The following is an 18,658-nucleotide window of genomic DNA, read 5'->3' on the forward strand; positions in this document are numbered from 1 at the left end:
TCCAGGTCCGTCGATGGTGGACGCAGCACGGACGCCACGTTACGTTTCTTGGAACCAGATGCTGGACGAGCGAGGGGGGATTCCGCCCTTTGGGTGGGCAATCGCGTGCGCCGGGCGCAAGCCTGCCGAGGTAGAGCACGATGTGCGGGCGCTGGTGCGGTCGTCCACCAGCGCATGGACCCGCCATTTTCCCGCCGAGCGTGGCTATCAGGTGGTCGTCGAGCCGGCGGCGGATCCTGCGCAGGGGCTGCGGATGTCCGTGCGTCGGGGCGAGTTCGAAGCCACCGTTGCGATCGAGCACGAACTCGAGCTACGGGGGCGCGGCGCTGTTTCCGCAAGTCCGTTGGTCCGCATGTTCGGCCGGGCTCGTGCCAACGCCGTGGTGCGGGCCAATGCCGTGGGTGACCGCCTCATTCGACACGGTCGCTTGATCGGCGGTGGCGTGGGTCTTTGTCTGTTCTTGCTGCTGGGCTGGTTCATGATCGGCGTCAACAACCCGGTCTACATGCTGGGCGGCATGCTGCTGATGGTCGCGCTGATGATGGCGTTGGTGGCGGGCAGCACGTTGGGGGCCTGGGTGGGCGAGCGCCTCGCGGCCCGCAGCGTGGACCGAGTCGTTCGCTTGCTGACCCGTGATGCCGACCTGCACGATGACATTCGGCGTTGGAAGGCGGTGTCGCGCCTGATGGTGGCTCAGCGCACGACGTTGGCGGGCCATCGTCGCTCGCCGTTCCGGTCCGAGCCCAGCGCATTGGCGAGCTGAGCTGGGTCGCTGGCATCGAGCGGCTGTCCGCGTCCCGGAAACCCTGGTGCTCCGCGAGGAGATCTCCGGATGAGCCGTGCTTCGCACGGGGCATCGTCGCATTTCGTGACCCAGGAGCGTCGTCGCCGGGCGGCGCTCGATCGCCTCCGTGCGTAGAATCGCCCCGATGGCCGACGACCCCCAGCGGCTGAAGGTCGCCTTCATCGGCAGCCATGGCGTGGGCAAGACCACGCTGTGCTACGGCCTCGCGGCACGGCTCAAGGCGCGGGACGTCTCGCTCGAGGTCGTGCACGAGGTCGCGCGTCAGTGTCCGCTGCCCATCAACGAGCAGACCAGCGTTGCCGCGCAGTCTTGGATCCTGCACACGCAGGTCGCAGCCGAGATCGTGGCGGCCGAGCGCTACCCCGTCGTGGTCTGTGACCGGAGCGCGCTCGACAACTATGTCTACATGTGGCTCGCGGGCGGTCGACAGCGATCCGTCGAGGTCATGATGGAAGCGTGGATGTCCACGTACGACCTCCTCGTGCTCGTGCCGATCGTGGACGAACCCCGGCCAGATGGCCTTCGAGCGACCGACCCGAGCTTTCAGCGGGCGGTCGAAGAAGGGGTGCGACGCGAGCTGCAGCGGCGCGGACTCACGGCGTTGATGCTGGATCCCGGCACCCGGGACGGGTGGTTGTCGTTGGTCGAAGACGCGGTGATGACCCGCCTCGCTCCTCCGCAGCTCCCGCTGCTCTAGACCCGCTCGTTGGGCCGGCATGGGTCGGGCAGGCGTCGTGGCGATGCCGCCTTAGCTCGACGTGACGCCCGTCTGGCGGTCCAGGTCTCGCTGTCGAGGGGACCACCGCCCGGTGGACGACGCGAGGCTCCCGCGCGTCTTGCGTGGACGCCGCGAGGCTGAGAGCATGCCGGCTCTCGCCCCTTCTCCTTGGAGTCAGACGACCGTGGCCGACGACGACAATGCCCCGACCCCTGCCAACCCCGAGAAGGGCCCCGAGAAGGGCTCCGACAAGGGGCACCCACTCGGCCTCTACGTCTTGTTCTCGGCCGAGATGTGGGAGCGGTTTTGCTACTACACGATGCGGGGGCTTCTGACCCTGTATCTCATCAAGGCGCTCGCCATGGGTGACGAGCGGGCCTTCGCGATCTACGGAGCCTATACCGCGCTCGTGTACGCGGCCCCCGTGATCGGCGGGCAGGTCGCGGATCGCATCCTGGGCTATCGCCGCGCGGTGATCCTCGGCGGCGTGATGATGATGGTCGGGGAATTCATCATCTGCCTGGGGACCGAGGACGCGCTGTTCCTCGGCATGGGGGTCATCATCGTCGGCAACGGGTACTTCAAGGCCAACATCTCGAGCATCGTGGGCAAGCTCTATCGTGACGGCGATCCTCGTCGCGACTCGGGCTTCACCATCTTCTACATGGGCATCAACATCGGTGCGGTCGGGGCGACCCTGATCGGCGCACCGGTGGGCGAGGGACTGTCACGCGGCTCCATGGGCGACGCCGGGTACCTGGTGGGCTTCGCCTTGGCGGGAGTGGGCATGGTCGCGGGCTTGGCCTTCTTCGTGCTCGGCAAGCACAAGCTCGAGGGCAAGGGCGAGCCGCCCGATCCGGCCAAGCTGGCCGCGCCCTACTTTGCGGGAATGAGCCTGCAGACGGTCACCATCGTGCTCTCGGTGGTGATCGTACCGGTGCTCTACTACTTGCTGCAGCACAAGGAGCTCGTCGACATCCTGCTGCTGGTCGCGCTCGCGGTGGTGGTCATCCAGCTGCTGCAGGCGGCGTTTGCCGGTGGTGATCGCGTGCAGCGCGATCGCATCTTCGTGCTGATGATCCTGATGGTGTTCAACGTGGTGTTCTGGGCCTGCTTCGAGCAGGCGGGCTCGTCGCTGACCCTGTTCGCCGATCGCAACGTCGACCGCATGGTCCTCGGCTGGGAGATGCCTGCGTCGATGACGCAGTTCTTCAATCCGGCGTTCATCATCCTGTTCGGCTCGTTCTTCTCGGTGATGTGGATTCGCCTCGAGGAGCGCAACGCCAACCCGAACATCCCGCTCAAGTTCGGTCTGGGCATCGTCCAGCTCGGACTGGGCTACCTCCTGCTGTACGTGGGGGCCTCGATGGCGGGAGACGACGCCAAGGTGCCGCTCCTCATCCTCGCGTTCATGTACCTGCTGCACACCACCGGCGAGCTGTTCCTGTCGCCGATCGGGCTGTCGATGGTGACCAAGCTGGCGCCCAAGCACATGACGGGCGCGGTGATGGGAGCTTGGTTCCTCAGCTTTGCGTTCTCCAACTCGCTGGCGGCCACCATCGCGCAGAGCACGGGGGCCGGGGAGGGCGGGGGAGAAGCGGCTACGGGTCTCGATACCTACGTCGACATCTACACGCAGATGGGGGTGATTGCGCTGGCGATCGGCGTGGCCCTCTCGCTGGCATCACCTTGGCTCAACAAGATGATGCACGGGGTCAAGTGACGCACGCCGCGGGCAAGGTGGCCGCGGGCGCTGGCCGTCGCCCAGACCCGCAGCATGCCTCGTGAGGTCCCGTGGCTCGGGTCACCGAGACGACCGCCGTTCGCACGCTGCTGGTCCTGGCGGCGCTGGTGATCATCGTGGCCGGGCTCAAGCTGGCCGGAACGCTGCTGTTGCCGTTCCTGGTGGCGGTGTTCCTGTCGATCGTGGTCGCGCCGTTCGTGCTGTGGCTCGAGCGAAGGGGATTTCCTCCGGGCTGGGCGGTGATGGTCACGATGGTGGGCGTCATCGGGGTGATGCTCGGATTCGGGGCATTGGTGACCCAGTCCGTTGCAGGGTTCGAGCAAGCCGTGCCTGGCTACCGCGCCGCGCTCGATGCCACGTTCGCCGAGCTGTTGGAGTGGCTCGCCGGCCACGGCATCGACGTGGAGGAAGCGCTGCGAGGAGAGTCCATCGAACCCGGCATGGTGGTGGGGATGGCGGGCTCGTTCGTGGGCAACGTCATTGCCGCGCTCTCCAACACCGCACTCGTGGTGCTCACGATGGTCTTCATCCTGCTCGAGGTAGCGGGCTTTCCCACCAAGCTCAGAGCGGCGCTCGGCGATCCCGAGGCCGATCTCTCCGAGTTGTCGGAGATCATGGCCGAGGTTCAGCGCTACCTGGGCCTCAAGACGGTGATCTCGGCGGCAACCGGCGTATGCGTGCTCGTGCTGCTCTCGGCCTTGGGCGTGGACTTTCCGCTGCTGTGGGGCATGGTGGCGTTCCTGCTCAACTTCATCCCCAACGTGGGCTCGATCATCGCCGCGCTCCCGGCGATGGCGGTGGCGCTGGTACAGCCCGATCAGGGGCCGCTGTCGATGGTGTTGGTCGGCTTGGGCTACCTGGCGATCAACACCGTCATTGGCAATCTCATCGAGCCCCAGCTCCTTGGCCGTCGGCTCGGTCTGTCGCCCTTGGTCGTGTTCGTCTCGCTGGTGTTCTGGGGCTGGGTCTGGGGTCCGGTGGGGATGGTGCTCTCCGTGCCCATGACGATCGCGGTACGCATCGCGCTCGAGCGGCACGAGATGCTGCGGTGGATCGCGGTATTGCTCGGACCATCGCCGGACTGGGAGCGACCGCCCGGTGCCCTGCCGTCGTGGTGGATGCTCTGGCGGCGTGCTCGAGTGAGCCAGGAGGTCACGGCGGACGACGAGCCAGCGACCGGGGCGGCATCCTCCGAGCCCGAGCCGTCGCCGGCACGCATCGAAGAGGAGGGGGCCCGGCCCGAGCCGTCGTCGGAGCGTATCGGTGATGACGAGGTTCGGCCCGAGCTTCGTGACGGGGATCGCTGAGCCCGACGGGACGTCGCTCGCAGGCATTCGTCATCGTGCGCTGGCGGCCCGAGCAAGGTGCCCGACGGCGACGCGTAGCTCGTCTTCGTCGTGTCGAGCGAAGCCCAGGCGGACGAACGGGCGCCGACGGCCATCGAAGGCGAATTGCCGGGCCGGTCGGATGCGAACGCCGCGTACGGCCGCTCGCTCGGCCCACTCGTCCGCATCGAGCCCGCTGACCTCGGCCCACAGGGCCAGGCCGCCCGACGGCGGGCGCAGATGGATGCGATCTCCGAGGTGCGTGCGCAGGGCGTCGAGCAAGGTGTCGCGCCGGGAGAGGTAGCAACGCCGTGTCCTCCACACGTGCCGCTGTAGCTCACCGTCCTCCATGAGCTCGGCGACCGCGGCTTCGAGGGAGAGCGCCCCCTGACGATCGATGGCGACGCGCAGCGCCCCGATCCGTCGCAGCAACGGTGGCGGAGCCACGACGTAGCCGATGCGCAGGCCGGGAGCCAGGACCTTGGACAGGGTCCCCACGTAGATCACGTGTCCACCGTGATCAAGGGTGGCCAATGGCAGCACGGGCGGTCCCTCGTAGTGGAACTCGTGGTCGTAGTCGTCCTCGATGATGGCGAGCCGATGCTTGCGGGCGAGGTCGAGCAGGGCGAGGCGCCGTGGCCCTCCGAGCGCGACCGTGGTGGGATACTGGTGGTGGGGAGTCAGGTAGACGGCGCGTAGCGGACCCTGCTCGAGGACCTCGGTCAGGCGAGGTACATCGAGCCCGTCGTCGTCCACCGGTATGGGGATGAGGTCGGCACCATGGGCTCGTAGGGCATCCCACGCGGGGCGATAGCCGAAGGCCTCGACCGCAACACGATCACCGGGCCGCAAGATGGCTGCCGCCACCAGCCACAGCGCCATCTGGCTGCCGCGGGTGACGAAGACGTCGTCACCGGTGCAGGCCAATCCCCGGGTCTCTGCGAGCATCACGGCCAGCTGTGCCCTCAGACCGGGATGGCCCGCCACCGGACCGTAGTCGAGGATGCGAGCCGCATGCCGTTGAAGCACACGCCGGTGGGCGCGAGCGAGCGCCTCCCACGGGACCAGTCGCACGTCGGGCAAACCACCGCCGAGGTCGAAGGGAAGGGAGGGATCGGAGGAGGCCGTGGTGGCCGGAGGGTCGCCCAGCGCAAAGCCCAGTCGCCCCGGCATGGCGGCTCGCGGCCCTTCGTCGCGCCGCACCGGGCGATTGCGGCTGCTTGGTGGGGCCACTCGCCGCCCTCGGGCAGGCTCGGTGCGGATCCAGCCTTCGGCGTCGAGGGCGTCGTAAGCGGCGGTCACGGTGTTGCGGTTGACCCCCAGCTGCCTGGCGAGGGTGCGGGAGCCAGGCAGCCGTTGGTCGGGAAGGAGCCGACCACGAAGGATCTCCGCGCGTATGGCCGAAGCAATTCGAATGGCCACCCCTCCTTCCGAGGACGGGCCGAGGTCGAGCGCAAGTGTCCAGGAGCCCATGACTCTCCCAGGATGCCACGGGCCCATGCACCGGTCATCAACTGGACCATCGAGAATCTCGGAACTGGACCTCGATGATCATCCAGATGGAGACCATGATTGGGCCATGCTCAAGCCCTGCTTCGCCATGTCCGAGTCCGAGGCGCTGGCCGTGCTGTCTCGCACTGGGGTGTTCCGGATCGCGGGAATGACCGAGGACGGGCCCTTGCTGCGGACGGTCGATGGCGTGGTCCACGACGGGATGCTGTGCTTCCATGGCGCCGACCGGGGCACGAAGCTCGAGCTCGTCGGTCGCGAGGTCATGGTCGCAGGGGAGGAAGTGGTGGCGCACCTGCCCAGCTGGTTCTTCGACGAGCGCAGGGCGTGCCCGGCCACGACCTACTACCGCAGCGTCTACGCGTGGGGGACCATCGAGCGCGTGGCCGACCGGGTCACGAAGGCAGCCGTACTCCAGGCGTTGATGGAGCACCACCAGCCGGAGGGGCGCCATCAGCCAATCACGGCCGATGATCCGCTCTATGCCAACGCGATCGACGGACTGTTCGTCGGGTGCATCAGGCCCAGACGCATCGAGGGCAAGGCGAAGCTCGGCCAGCACAAGGGCGCGGCCACCATCGCTCGAGCCTTGGATGGGCTGTGGCAGCGAGGGGCCCCGGGGGATCTGGCGGCCATTCGAGCCGTGCGCGAAGCCCATCCCGGTCGCCCGACCCCGACGTGGATGCTCGGCCCCGTCGGCGTCACGTTCGAGGTGGCGCCCGATGGTCGCGAGGTCGAGGCCGCGGTTGCATTGCTGGAAGGGCAGTACTGGAACGAGGGCGTCGAACCCCGCCGAATTCGCAGCGCTCACCTGGCGAGCCCCGCGTGGATCGTGGCGAGAGATCCGGCAGGAACCGTGGTGGCTACCGCACGGGCCGTGGGAGACGATGCCAAGATCGCGATCGTCTACGATGTGGTGGTGGATCCTGCATTGCGTGGGCGAGGGCTGGGGCGAGCCATGGTCGGCTTGCTCTTGCAGCACCCCCGGGTCCGTGGCGCGCGGCGGGTGCTGCTCCGGACGCGCGATGCCCAGGGGTTCTATACCCGGTTGGGGTTCTCACCGTATGTGTCGAGCAACGAGCTGCTGGGGCGAACGACGAGCTGAGTGGTCCGTCGGACCACCGCGCGCTCGGCTCACTGCTCGCCCAGGAGCATCGCGTCGACTTGGGCGTAGTCGTCGAGCTCGACCTGCTCGATCTCGACGGGGACCACGACGTCTCGGCGCAGACCCGCGAGCTCGGGATGAGCCCCTTGCAGGACGGCGAGGGACTCGCCGGCGCGCTCGGGATCGATGTGCCACTCCTCCATGCTGTAGAACACCGCCTTGCGACGTCCGTTGGAGATCTCGAGGCACAGCTCGAAGGGAGCGGGGGCCTCACCCTCGCACTCCCAGCTGCGGACGCGAAGCTGGGCCTTGACGCGATCCTGAGGGAAGAACACCGACAGGCGGCTGCCCTCGAGGCCCCACTGGAACACCTCGAGGAGGTGGCGCCACTGCGAAGACTTGCCCGCCCCGCCAAAGCGCCCCTCGGGTAGGTCGAGCAAGACGAGGTGAGCGATCATGTCGCGGGGACCCTCGGGGGCCCGCTCGATCCACACCTGGTTGACCACGTTGCGGGTATCGGCGGCCGAGTCGTCGCCGACGAGCCCCTGCCCCATGGTCCACAGTCCGTACGCACCCGCGCCGAGCAGCGCGAGACCCAACAGCTTCGCCGTCGTCTTGGCCATGCGGGGCACCGTAGCAGGTTCCCTCATGGAGGAGGCGGCGCTCGGACCGCTGGGGCCATGTTCGAGCGTACCAGCGTTTCGGCGGTGCTTGGCGGGGTGTCGAAGGCTTGAGATGGCGCGCGGGGGCCGGCATTCTCGGCACGCGGGGGAGGCTTGGGCGCGGGTACGCACGACCATTCGGGGGACCTCGACGAGGACCACACCGTTGCGGACGTTGGCCCGGCGACTCCCACCTCGTTGCCGGGCGGACGGCCGGGGTTGCGCCCGGGAGCCAATCTCGGGCGCTACGTCCTGCTCGAGGAGGTCGGCTCGGGAGGGATGGGGGTGGTCATGGCGGCCTACGACCGCGAGCTGGGTCGCAAGGTGGCGCTCAAGCTCCTCCGGCCCAACCTCAGCCGCTCGGGGGAGATCCGGATGCGACGGGAGGCGCAGTCGCTCGCCCAGCTGCAGCATCCCTCGGTGGTGACGGTGTTCGAGGTGGGGACGATCGAGGGGCAGCTGTTCATCGCGATGGAGTACGTCGAAGGCCAGACCTTCGACCAATGGGCGGCACGACACCGAGGCCAGTGGCGCAAGATCGTGGAGGTCGCGATCAAGGCGGGGCGCGGGCTGGCGGCCGCGCACGCGGTGGGCCTCGTGCACCGCGACATCAAGCCGAGCAACATCCTCGTGGGCAGGGATGGCCGCGTGTGCGTGGCGGACTTCGGGATCGCCACGGCCACGGGTCAGGTGGCGGAGGTCGACGCGGTCGAGGCCAGGCCCCGCGACGATGTCGCTCTCGCGAACGAGACGGCGGAGGTTCGGTCGGCTTCCCTGGCGCTGGTGTCGTCGTCGGTCCAGGTGGAGCGTGCCGACGGGTTCACGGAGGCCGGGACCGTGGTCGGGACGCCGGCCTACATGGCCCCCGAGCAGCACCTTGGCCAGCCGGTGGATGCTCGCTCGGATCAGTTCGCATTCTGCGTGGCCCTCCATCGCGTGCTGTACGAGCAGGCGCCCTTCGCTGGCGAGGACCTCGAGGAGCTACGGGCCTCGGTGCTGGCCGGCAAGGTCGAGCCGGCGCCGGCGGTGTCGATCGTGCCCGCGGCGGTGCGCCGGGTGCTGCTGCGAGGGATGGCGGTAGCACCCGAGCGGCGCTGGCCCTCCATGACCGCGCTGCTCGATGCGCTGGAGCGTGCCCATGGCCGCCGCAGGGCGCTGCGGATGACGGCGCTGGCGACGGCCACGCTCGGGGTGGGCAGTGTCGTCGCGTTGGCGCTCGTGCCCGATGCACCAACGGCCAGGGCGAGCTGCCCGTCGGCCGAGCAGCGGCTGCGAGGAGTCTGGGACGACGAGCGCATGGCGACGATGCGAGAGGCGTTCGAGAGCAGCGATCTGCCCTATGCCGCCGATGCATGGACCCACACGGTGCAGCGCCTGGACCGGCAGGCCCAGAGCTGGAGCGAGCGCTATCGAGAGGTCTGCGCTCGCATGGAGGCCGAGGGCGGGAGCCCGGCCCTCGATCTCGAGATGGCTTGCCTGCGGACGCGCCGGGAGGAGCTGCAGGCGCTGGTCGAGCTGCTCGTCGGCGGGGAGCCCGAGGTGGTGGCCAAGGCCACTCAGGCGGCGGCCGAGCTCGCGCCCGTGGCCTCGTGTCACCACGAGGGAGTCGAGGCGGCGGCGATGGCGAGCCCCGCTCCGCAGCAGCAACCGGAGGTCGACGAGATCCGCCTCACGCTGGCTCGAGCCGAGGCCGCCTTCAAGGCGGGCACCTACGACATCGGCATCGAGCACGCGGAGCAAGCCCTCGAACGCGCGCGTCGGGTCGGCTACACGCCCGTGGAGGCGGAGGCGCTGTACCGACTGGGAACGCTGCAGGCATTGGCAGGGCAGCTCGATGCAGCCATGGAGAGCCTGGGGGATGCCTCGTTGCGGGCGGTCGAGGTTCGTCACGATCGCATCGCGGTGCTCGCCGCGAGCCGGGCGGCCTTCGTGACCGGATACCAGCGCGGACGAGTCGATGAGGGCATGGCGTGGGTCCGTCATGCCTCCGCCGCGCTCGAGCGCCTGGGCCCCGACCCCCTGCTCGCGGCGGACCTTCGCATCAACCGTGCCGCCTTGTACTCGGTCTCGGGCCAATTCGAGGCGGCGCTCGAGGAGTTCCGAGCCGGGCTCGAGCAGCGCAAGGAGGCGCTGGGTGAGGACCATCCCACGGTGGCCTCCGCCTACAACAATCTGGCCACCGCGCTGCTGGAGCTGGGCCGCTTCGAAGAAGCACTCGAGGCGCTCGAGCAGGCCAGGTCGATCTGGCAGCGTAGCTATGGTCCGCGTCATCCGGTGGTTGCGACGGCCATCAACGGGATCGGAGCCACCCTCGAGCACATGGGGCGCTTCGCGCAGGCGCGGGCGCAGCTCGAGCAAGCGCTCGCGATCCGCATCGAGCTGTTCGGCGAGGACCACGTCAACGTCGCGATCACCCTCGACAACCTCGGCTCCGTGCTCCTGAACCTCGGCGAGTACGACCAGGCGCGGAGCGCCAGCCAGCGTGCGCTGGACCTGCGCGCCAAGCACTTGGGCACGCGTCATCCACACTATGCGTCGTCGCTGGTCAATCTCGGGCTGGCGGCCGAGATGCAGGGCCGGCTCGACGAGGCGTGCACCCTTCACCGCCAGGCCATCGAGGTGTGGGAGGAGACCCTTGGGCCCGACCATCCATATCTCGGGCACCCCCTCACGAGCCTGGGGCGGGCCGAGCTCCAGCTCGGCCATCGCGAGGAGGCCAAGGCACGGCTGGAGCGGGCTCTGCGGATCCGAGAGGCCGCCGCCAACAAGGCGTCGGAGCTCGCCGAGACCCGCGTGGCGCTGGGGGATGCGCTGTGGCCGGACGAGCCGCATCGGGCCTGGGAGCTGGTTGACCAGGCCGCCGCAGGTCTCCACACGGCGGCCAACGTGCCCGAGCCGATCCGCGCCAAGGTCGCAAGTTGGCTGGAGCAGCACCCCCGGCCCTCTCCGTGACCTGCCCGTGAGCCCGGCCCCTCCCGGGCTCGACTCGTTTGTGGTACGCGGGCCGCCATATGGCGCTCTCCGTCGGGATCGTGGGCCTGCCCAACGTCGGCAAGTCCACCCTCTTCAACGCCCTGTCCAACGCGGGGGCCGAGTCGGCCAACTACCCGTTTTGCACGATCGAGCCCAACGTGGGCGTGGTCGCCGTGCCCGATCCGCGGCAGGACGCCCTGGTTCGCATGTACGAGCCGCTGTCGGTGGTGCCCACGACCATCGAGTTCCTCGACATCGCGGGACTGGTCAAGGGCGCCAGCCAGGGGGAGGGGCTGGGCAACCAGTTCCTCAGCCACATTCGCGGCGTGGACGCGATCTGCCACGTCGTGCGCTGCTTCGAGGATGACAACGTGGTCCACGTGGACGGCAAGGTCGATCCCCGGTCGGACATCTCGGTGATCGACACCGAGCTCCTGCTGCGCGACATGCAGTCGCTGGAGAACCGCCGCGACCGCGCCCGCAAGCAGTCCAAGGGGGGAGACGCGGAGGAGAAGAAGGCGCTGGTGGTGGCCGAGAAGGTCCTGGCCAGCCTCGAGGACGGTATTCCGGTTCGGGCCATGGAGCTCGATGATGACGAGCGCGCCGTCCTCGAGCCCTTGGCGCTGCTGACCGCCAAGCCGGTGCTGTTCGCGGCCAACGTGGCCGAAGACCACGCGTCGGGCGCGATGGATGAGCCGCTGGTGCAGGCGGTTGCGGAACTAGCGCGCAATCAAGGCGCCGAGGTGGTTGCGATTTCGGCCTCCATCGAGGCGGAGATCGCGGCGCTCGACCCAGGGGACCGCCAGGAATTCCTGGAGGGCGCCGGCCTGGACGAGCCCGGCCTCAACCGGCTCATCCGCAAGGCCTATGCGCTCCTCGACTTGGTAACCTTCTTTACTGCGGGCAAGAAGGAGGTCCGAGCCTGGACGATCCGCCGCGGCACGAAGGCACCGGGGGCAGCAGGGAAGATCCACAGCGACTTCGAGCGAGGCTTCATTCGCGCGGAGGTCACGCACTGGAAGGATCTGGTGGAGCTGGGCAGCGAGGCGGCGGTCAAGGGCAAGGGGCTGCTTCGGCTCGAGGGCAAGGACTATGTCGTGGCCGATGGCGACGTGATCCACTTTCGGTTCAACGTCTAGTCCAGGTCGACATCGGGGGTCGACACCGGGGGCCCTCGGACCTCGCCGCGTGTCCCTGGTGCGCAGCCGTGGTCAGGCGAGGTCGTCCAGGGCGGCCGAGACGTTGGCCAAACCCTGCTCCAGGATTGCGGGGTCTACGCCGAAGCTGAGTCGGACGAAACCGGGAGCCTCGAAGAAGGACCCCGGGACCACCTGGGTGTCGTAGCGCTCGCGGAGGTGCTGCGCGAAAGGCACATCCTGCATGAGGTCGGGCAGCCGAATGCATCCCGACAGCCCCGCCCGCGGCGGGACCCACGAGACACGGGGTTCTCCCGTGATCCACCGCTGGACGACCTCCCGCCCTGCATCGCCAATGCGCTCGGCCCAGGCCGTGAGCCGATCGGCTTGACGGAGGACGCGGGCCCCGAGGAGGAGGGTCGAGACCGGCTCGTCCACGTGGAGATAGTCGGTGGCGGCACGAATGGCTCGGGCGGCCTCTGGAACTCCGGTGACGATCCAGCCTGCGCGAAGTGCGGGAAATCCGAAGCACTTGGTCGTGGACGACCAGCTGATGCAGTTGGGGGCGACCAGGCACGCGGGGAGGAGCGAGCCTGCGGCGTCGGTCGAGAAGCAGTAGTCGAGGTAGACCTCGTCGACCAAGACGACCGCACCCACCCGAGCCGCCAGCTCGGTGACCTCGAGCAGAGTCTCGCGACTGGTCCCGACTCCGCTGGGGTTGTGGAGGTTGCTCAGGATCACGGCACGCGTTCGCGAGGTGAGCAGCCGGGCCAAGCGGTCGGGTCGCACCGCCCAGCCGTCCGCGGCGTCGCGCTCGAGTCGAGAGACGCTCGCGCCGAGCATCTCGGGTACCCGGTGAAGCGGCTCGTAGGTTGGGCGCTCGACCACGACCTGATCACCCGGACGCAGGAGCGCCATCAAGACGTGGGTGATCGCGAGGCTCGACCCGAGCGTCGGGGTGACTCGCGCGGGTTCGACCCCGTACCGCGCGGCCACGACCTCGATGAACTCTTCTCGTGCGCGGCGGCGCACGTCGCGGCGACACAGCTCGCTGATCTCGAGTGTCCCCGCCCAGGTGTCGGCGAGCGCCTTGGCTTCGTCGTCATCGGACCACGGAGCGACGGTGTCGCTCATGCCGCTGCCCGTGAGGTCGTAGCGAGCATCCCGCTCGATCGACTTCGCCCACGGCAGGTACTCGAGGGCTCGCAGCGCTGCCTTCACGACGGAAGGCATGGTTTCAGATGTGCGAAGGCCCCGCAAGCACCATGGAACGCTGTTTATTGGCTTCTAGAACCCGAGAGCGCTCGCCTCGGGGACGGATCCGGCGGCCGAGGGGTCAGTGACCACGCCACCGGGTCAGGGAAGAGCGAGGGGTGCGGCGGAGGATCCGGGCGAGCTTGAGGGTCTCGGCCTCCGCCCACCCGTCGTCGAGCGCGGGCTCGATCCGGGGCTGCCCGTCGCTCCAGTGCAGTCGAGCTTCGAGGCGCCGACCTTCGGGTAGGTGGATCGCGACCACATACTCGAGTGGCTCCCCCGAGCCGATCCGCGTCAGCACGAACCGACCACCGTGGGCGGGATGGAGATCATGACTGGAGGCATCGGCCACCGAGCACCCTCTTTTCCATGGCGAGCCGAAACGTGCAAGACCCCCGGTCGCCGTCAGAGGCTGACCGGGGGTCGAGAGGTCGGGGCTGGTCACCCGGATTCCATGGTGGCCCTGCCTAGACGGGGCAACCCTCGGTGCCCTCGTCACAACACACGCACTCGGCGACCCCGCCGTCGGTGGTGCAGTAGCCGAAGTCGTAGGTGATGCCCTCGGCATCGCCGTCCTCGCTGCAGATACGGAAGCAGCTGTCGCCACCGAGCTTGCCGTCGTCGCAGAACTCGATCTGGTCGCCGTCTCCTCCACAGCCGTTGCACGCCGGGCCGCTGCATGGGGTGCCGGGGCCGACGCCGCACACGAACGTGACCGAGGATCCGTCGTCCACGCAGCCGTAGGCGAAGTCGAATCCGTCGAATTGGCAGCTTTCATCGCCGACGGTCACCCCCTCGACCCACTCCCCGCCGACGCACTCCCAGTAGCGGCTGCCCGCGGGGCCCTCGACGTCGTTGTTGCTGCAGAACACCAGGCCATCCTCGGTGCAATCGGCCGCGTCGGGCTCGATCCCATTCCAGGGCGCATCGGTCTGCTCGCACATGCCGGGCGGCTCTCCGGTCTCGTCGACCGTCGTATCGGCGGTTTCCGTGGCATCCGCGGTTCCCGCAGTTTCCGTGGCTCCCGACGTCGTGGGCCCGTCGGTATCCGTCCCCGGGACCTGGTTGTCATCGATGCAGCAGCTGAGATCGTTCAGGTCGTCGGGGACGCACCAGTTGTAGCCGGGGTCGCAGACGCAGACCTGACCCTCGAGGTGGACGTGGTCTTCGCCGCCGCAGCTGGCGTCACCCCCCTTGCCCGGGATCCGGTCGCACTCGTAGTCATTGGGATCGTCGTTGGCGAACTCGTAGCCGAGATCACAGCGACACTCGCCATTGACCACCTGGCTGTTGCATCCGGTGTTGCCGCACTCGCTGCAATCGAGGGGCTGCACCGAGATCACACATCCCAGACCGATGCCGGCGAGTCCACCGAGCGCGAGGGTCCACAGGAGCTTGGGAAGCGGGTTGGGCATGCTCATGAAATAGGCTCTTTCGTTCGAGGCTCGCGGGGCGCCCAGTGGGGCGCCGCGGGGCGGGCTTCGACGGCCCGACCATCCCCGTCATTCTGCAACGGACCAGGCCCGGGATGCGAGCTCGGTGGCGGCGGGAGCGGCGTGCTCGGACGCGCGCTTCGTCGGTTCGAGAGCGCGCTGCGGGCGACTACTCGACCGTCCAGGTGTGACCAGAGCGCAGCAGCGCGTCGATGTCTCCCGCGCCCTTGGCCATGGCCTGCGTGTTCTGAGCCGAGACCGCTTGGCCGTAGGAAGGCTGGGGATCGCGGTAGAGCACGCCAAAGGCCATGGGCATCTCGGGGGCGGTGAGCTGCGCCAACAGGAACGCAAGCGTGCGGTTGGTCTCGTCGTGCACGGCGAGCTCGGACTCGGGCACGCCGCCGTCGCCGACCGTGACGATCTCGACCCGACGGCCGCCCTCGACGATGCGAAGACCTTTGTCGTTGTTCTTGCCGAAGCGCAGCGGCTTGCCGTGCTCGACCCACATCTGCGTGTCCGACGCGATGTCCTTGGCCGTGACGCCGTCCCACGCTCCGTCGTTGAACACGGGGCAGTTTTGCAGGATCTCCACGAATGAGGCCCCTCGGTGGGCGCGAGCCTCGGTGAGCACGTCGCCCAGCGTCTTGATCGAGGTGTCGATCCCGCGGGCGACGAAGCGGGACCCCGCACCCAGCGCGAAGAGCGTGGGGTTCAGGGGGGCATCGACGGAGCCCATCGGGGTCGAGGGGCTGCGCTGTCCGAGCAGCGACGTGGGCGAGTATTGGCCCTTGGTCAGGCCATAGATGCGGTTGTTGAACAGCATCAGCTGCACGTCGACGTTGCGGCGCAGCAGGTGCATGAGGTGGTTGCCCCCGATGCTCAGGCCGTCGCCATCACCGGTGATCACCCAGATGTCGAGCTCGGGATTGGCGAGCTTGAGGCCGGTGGCCAGGGCGGGGGCACGACCATGGATGGTGTGGAACCCGTACGTGCTCATGTAGTAGGGGAAGCGGCTCGAGCAGCCGATCCCGGACACGAACACGGTCTTCTCGCGGGACACGTCCATGTCGGGCAGCGCGCGCTGAACGGCCGCCAAGATGGCGTAGTCGCCGCAGCCCGGGCACCAGCGGACCTCCTGGTCGGAGACGAAGTCCTTCTTGGTGAGCTTTTGGGCGGGAGGGTCGAGAGGCGTCATGGCTTGGAATCCCGGCTTTGGTTGGCTGGAGTGCGTGGCGGGGCCTGGCTGGCCTCAGGCGTTCAGGGTCTCGCGGATGGCGTCGAGCACCTCCGCGACCTTGAAGGGCTGGCCTTCGACCTTGTCGAGGGGTTGGGCCGGCACCAGGTACTCGGCCCGGAGTACGCGGTAGAGCTGGCCGTTGTTGAGCTCGGGTACGAGGATCTTGTCGAAGCGCCGCAGCAGCTCGCCCAGGTTGCTGGGCATCGGCCACATCTGCCGCACGTGGATGTGCGAGACGTCCAGGCCCTCGGCCCGGGCGCGACGCACGGCCTGGTTGACCGAGCCGAAGGTCGAGCCCCACCCGACGATGGCCAGGGCGCCGTGGTCGTTGCCGAGCTCGACGTGCTGCTGCGGCATGTCCTTGGCGATGCCGAGGATCTTGGCCTCGCGCACCTTGGTCATCTTGTGGTGGTTCTTGGGATCGTAGGAGATGTTGCCGGACGCGAAGTCCTTCTCGAGGCCGCCGATGCGGTGCTCGAGGCCCGGGGTTCCGGGCTTGACCCACACGCGGGCGAGGGTCTGCTCGTCGCGGATGTAGGGATGGAAGCCCTCGGGGTCGGCGTGGAACCTCACCTCGATGCGCGGGAGATCGCCGAAGCTGGGGATCTTCCACGGCTCGGCGCCGTTGGCGATGAAGCCATCGGACAGGACGATGACCGGGGTCATGTACTTGATGGCGATGCGGCAGGCCTCGATGGCGTAGTGGAAGCACTCGCCGGGCGATGCGGGCGCGAGCACGCACAAGGGGGCGTCGCCGTTGCGGCCCCAGATCGCCTGGAACAGGTCGCTCTGCTCGGTCTTGGTGGGCATGCCGGTCGAGGGTCCGGCACGCTGGATGTCGAACACGACCAGCGGAAGCTCGGTCATGATGGCGAGGCCGAGCGCCTCGCCCTTGAGGGCCATGCCGGGCCCCGAGGTGGCGGTGGCTCCGAGCGCGCCTCCGAACGAGGCGCCGACGGCCGAGCAGACCGCGGCGATCTCGTCCTCGGCCTGGAACGTGGTCACACCGAAGTGCTTGAGCTTGGCGAGGTTGTGCAGGACCGACGAGGCCGGGGTGATCGGGTACGAGCCGAACACCACGGGGAGGCCCGCGAGACGACCGCCCGCGGCGAGGCCCCATGCGAGCGCCTCGTTGCCGGTGATGTTGCGGTACGTGCCCGACTCGAGCACGGCCTTGGGGACCTTGTAGCAGCCGATGCCCTGCGGCATCTCGGCGGTCTCGCCGTAGACATGGCCGGCGTTGAGGGCGGCGATGTTGGCCTGCGCGAGCTCGGGCTTCTTGGAGAACTTGCCCTCGAGCCACTTGATGGTGGGGGCTCGATCGCGATCGAACATCCAGTAGAGCAGGCCCAGCGTCCACAGGTTCTTGGTGCGCAGGGAGGCCTTCGAGCCCAGCCCGAAGTGCTCGACGGCATCGGAGGTGAGCTTGGAGATGTCGATCTTGAGCACCCGGTAGGGCGCCATGGTGCCGTCGGCGAGGGGATCGCTGGCGTAGCCGGCCTTCTTGAGGTTGGCCTTGCTGAAGGCGCCGGTGTTGACGATGACCAGGCCACCCCGGGGAACGTCGCGAAGGTTGACCTTGAGCGCGGCGGGGTTCATCGCCACCAGCACGTCGGGCGCATCACCGGGGGTGAGCACGTCGTGTGACGCGAAGTGGATCTGAAAGCCCGAGACGCCAAAGGTCGTGCCTGCGGGGGCGCGGATCTCGGCGGGGAAGTCGGGGAAGGTCGCGAGGTCGTTGCCGGCGACGGCAGTGGTCTGCGTGAACTGGTCGCCGGCAAGCTGCATGCCGTCGCCCGAGTCGCCTGCGAAGCGAATGACGACCGAGTCGAGGATCTCGCGGCCATCGGCGGATTCGGTAACCGGGGTGTCCATGACGATTTCGTGAGTCGCTGCGAAAGGTAGACCCCGGCGCGGCCCCGGGGAACGTGACGTTACGTCAGCGCAGCGGACGGGAGTATGGCGTCCGTCCGAAACGTTGTCACGCGTCCTATGCCAGGAGACGCGGCGGCAAGGAGCCGGGGGCCGCTGCCACTAGAGAAGGTCGACGAGCGCTTGAACGTACTCGGCGTAGGCGTCCGCCGTGGCCGCGGCGGGGTGCTCGGGAGCGGAGCGGAGGCTCGGCGGCGGTTCGAGCCCGTCGGCGGAGACCTGGGCGCCCGCCCACTCCAATAGATAGATCCGCCCATGGGGATCGCGAACGCGCTTGCCCCGCAATCCCGCCCCTTCGAGCTGCTTGGTCCACTGCAGTACGGTGCGCGCGAGGTCGCGGGACCAGGTCTTGTGGCGCTGGGCGAAGGCGTCGCCGAGCTCGGGCCAGTGGGTGCGCAAGGCGTCGCGCACCGCGGCCCCGAGCTTGGGGGCGTTGCGCGCATCGTCGAGGTACCGCCGCCGCGCCGGCCCGGATCCCTTGAGCAGCAGGCGGTCGGCGCACGCGACCGGCCGGGCCTCGGCTTCGGTGGAGAGCCGCATGGTGGCCAGCGGAAGCGTGGCGTCGACCTCGATCGTGACGTCGCTTCCGCCGACGGCCATGACGATCGCGCCAAAGGCCAGGTGGGGGACGACGACGCGGCGCTCGTCGTCCGCGCTCGCGGAGCTCGACCTCCCCGCCACGGCCGCGCCCGCCATCGTCACCAGGAAGGTGCGTCGAGACCAGGGCATGGGCGGGGGACGGTCGGGCGATTGCATTGGCAGGCATGACGATCATCCGCCCGGTGAACATTCGTGTCCATCGCATTCTTGGCGCCTTGCGGGGGC

General features: G+C 68.5%; 15 protein-coding genes. 7 read left to right on the forward strand and 8 right to left on the reverse strand.

What is annotated here, in order from left to right; genetic code table 11:
• Nucleotides 1-58 precede the first annotated feature (58 nt).
• The 4 genes from OEB96_RS24265 (at nucleotide 59) to OEB96_RS24280 (ending at nucleotide 4,574) form a co-directional block, all read left to right on the forward strand.
• Nucleotides 59-763: a hypothetical protein gene (locus tag OEB96_RS24265; protein WP_266219093.1), complete on the forward strand. Its 705-nt coding sequence runs from the start codon at nucleotides 59-61 to the stop codon at nucleotides 761-763.
• Between the two features lie 166 nt (nucleotides 764-929).
• Nucleotides 930-1,502, forward strand: a complete 573-nt coding sequence (locus OEB96_RS24270) for an ATP/GTP-binding protein (RefSeq protein ID WP_266219094.1) — start codon at nucleotides 930-932, stop codon at nucleotides 1,500-1,502.
• Between the two features lie 205 nt (nucleotides 1,503-1,707).
• Nucleotides 1,708-3,246: a peptide MFS transporter gene (locus OEB96_RS24275; protein WP_266219095.1), complete on the forward strand. Its 1,539-nt coding sequence runs from the start codon at nucleotides 1,708-1,710 to the stop codon at nucleotides 3,244-3,246.
• A gap of 71 nt (nucleotides 3,247-3,317) precedes the next feature.
• Entirely contained in the window at nucleotides 3,318-4,574 is a 1,257-nt protein-coding gene (locus OEB96_RS24280) for an AI-2E family transporter (RefSeq protein ID WP_266219096.1), read from the forward strand.
• A 30-nt stretch (nucleotides 4,575-4,604) separates the two neighbouring features.
• On the opposite strand, the gene pdxR is transcribed toward OEB96_RS24280, so the two are convergent.
• On the reverse strand, nucleotides 4,605-6,092 hold the full coding sequence (gene pdxR, locus OEB96_RS24285) for a MocR-like pyridoxine biosynthesis transcription factor PdxR (RefSeq protein WP_456320262.1): 1,488 nt from the start codon (nucleotides 6,090-6,092) through the stop codon (nucleotides 4,605-4,607).
• A gap of 79 nt (nucleotides 6,093-6,171) precedes the next feature.
• On the opposite strand from pdxR, the gene OEB96_RS24290 reads away from it, so the two are divergent.
• On the forward strand, nucleotides 6,172-7,206 hold the full coding sequence (locus OEB96_RS24290) for a GNAT family N-acetyltransferase (RefSeq protein WP_266219098.1): 1,035 nt from the start codon (nucleotides 6,172-6,174) through the stop codon (nucleotides 7,204-7,206).
• 29 nt (nucleotides 7,207-7,235) lie between these two features.
• On the opposite strand, the gene OEB96_RS24295 is transcribed toward OEB96_RS24290, so the two are convergent.
• The gene (locus OEB96_RS24295; protein ID WP_266219099.1) at nucleotides 7,236-7,829 is read right to left on the reverse strand and encodes a hypothetical protein; all 594 of its coding nucleotides are present in this window, start codon (nucleotides 7,827-7,829) and stop codon (nucleotides 7,236-7,238) included.
• 258 nt (nucleotides 7,830-8,087) lie between these two features.
• Between OEB96_RS24295 and OEB96_RS24300 the strand changes: the two genes are divergently transcribed.
• Together OEB96_RS24300 and ychF are read left to right on the forward strand one after the other, a co-directional pair.
• Nucleotides 8,088-10,820 (forward strand): serine/threonine-protein kinase, encoded by a 2,733-nt coding sequence (locus tag OEB96_RS24300; protein WP_266219100.1) that lies wholly within the window; start codon nucleotides 8,088-8,090, stop codon nucleotides 10,818-10,820.
• A gap of 59 nt (nucleotides 10,821-10,879) precedes the next feature.
• The gene (gene ychF / locus OEB96_RS24305; RefSeq protein WP_266219101.1) at nucleotides 10,880-11,980 is read left to right on the forward strand and encodes a redox-regulated ATPase YchF; all 1,101 of its coding nucleotides are present in this window, start codon (nucleotides 10,880-10,882) and stop codon (nucleotides 11,978-11,980) included.
• Nucleotides 11,981-12,052: 72 nt separating this feature from the next.
• Here the strand turns inward: ychF and OEB96_RS24310 are convergent, their stop codons facing one another.
• From OEB96_RS24310 to OEB96_RS24335, 6 genes are all read right to left on the reverse strand, one after another.
• Nucleotides 12,053-13,210, reverse strand: a complete 1,158-nt coding sequence (locus tag OEB96_RS24310) for an aminotransferase class I/II-fold pyridoxal phosphate-dependent enzyme (RefSeq protein ID WP_266219102.1) — start codon at nucleotides 13,208-13,210, stop codon at nucleotides 12,053-12,055.
• 103 nt (nucleotides 13,211-13,313) lie between these two features.
• The gene (locus OEB96_RS24315; RefSeq protein ID WP_266219103.1) at nucleotides 13,314-13,583 is read right to left on the reverse strand and encodes a hypothetical protein; all 270 of its coding nucleotides are present in this window, start codon (nucleotides 13,581-13,583) and stop codon (nucleotides 13,314-13,316) included.
• Nucleotides 13,584-13,698: 115 nt separating this feature from the next.
• Entirely contained in the window at nucleotides 13,699-14,652 is a 954-nt protein-coding gene (locus tag OEB96_RS24320; RefSeq protein ID WP_266219104.1) for a hypothetical protein, read from the reverse strand.
• A 181-nt stretch (nucleotides 14,653-14,833) separates the two neighbouring features.
• A complete protein-coding gene (locus OEB96_RS24325) occupies nucleotides 14,834-15,859 on the reverse strand; it encodes a 2-oxoacid:ferredoxin oxidoreductase subunit beta (protein WP_266219105.1) in 1,026 nt (341 codons plus the stop codon).
• Between the two features lie 54 nt (nucleotides 15,860-15,913).
• Nucleotides 15,914-17,776, reverse strand: a complete 1,863-nt coding sequence (locus tag OEB96_RS24330; protein ID WP_266219106.1) for a 2-oxoacid:acceptor oxidoreductase subunit alpha — start codon at nucleotides 17,774-17,776, stop codon at nucleotides 15,914-15,916.
• Nucleotides 17,777-17,935: 159 nt separating this feature from the next.
• Nucleotides 17,936-18,562, reverse strand: coding sequence for a TroA family protein (locus tag OEB96_RS24335; RefSeq protein ID WP_266219107.1), 627 nt, complete (start codon nucleotides 18,560-18,562; stop codon nucleotides 17,936-17,938).
• Nucleotides 18,563-18,658 lie beyond the last annotated feature (96 nt).

This window comes from Paraliomyxa miuraensis (genome assembly GCF_026337845.1).
Classification (GTDB): Bacteria; Myxococcota_A; Polyangia; order Nannocystales; family Nannocystaceae; genus Paraliomyxa; species Paraliomyxa miuraensis.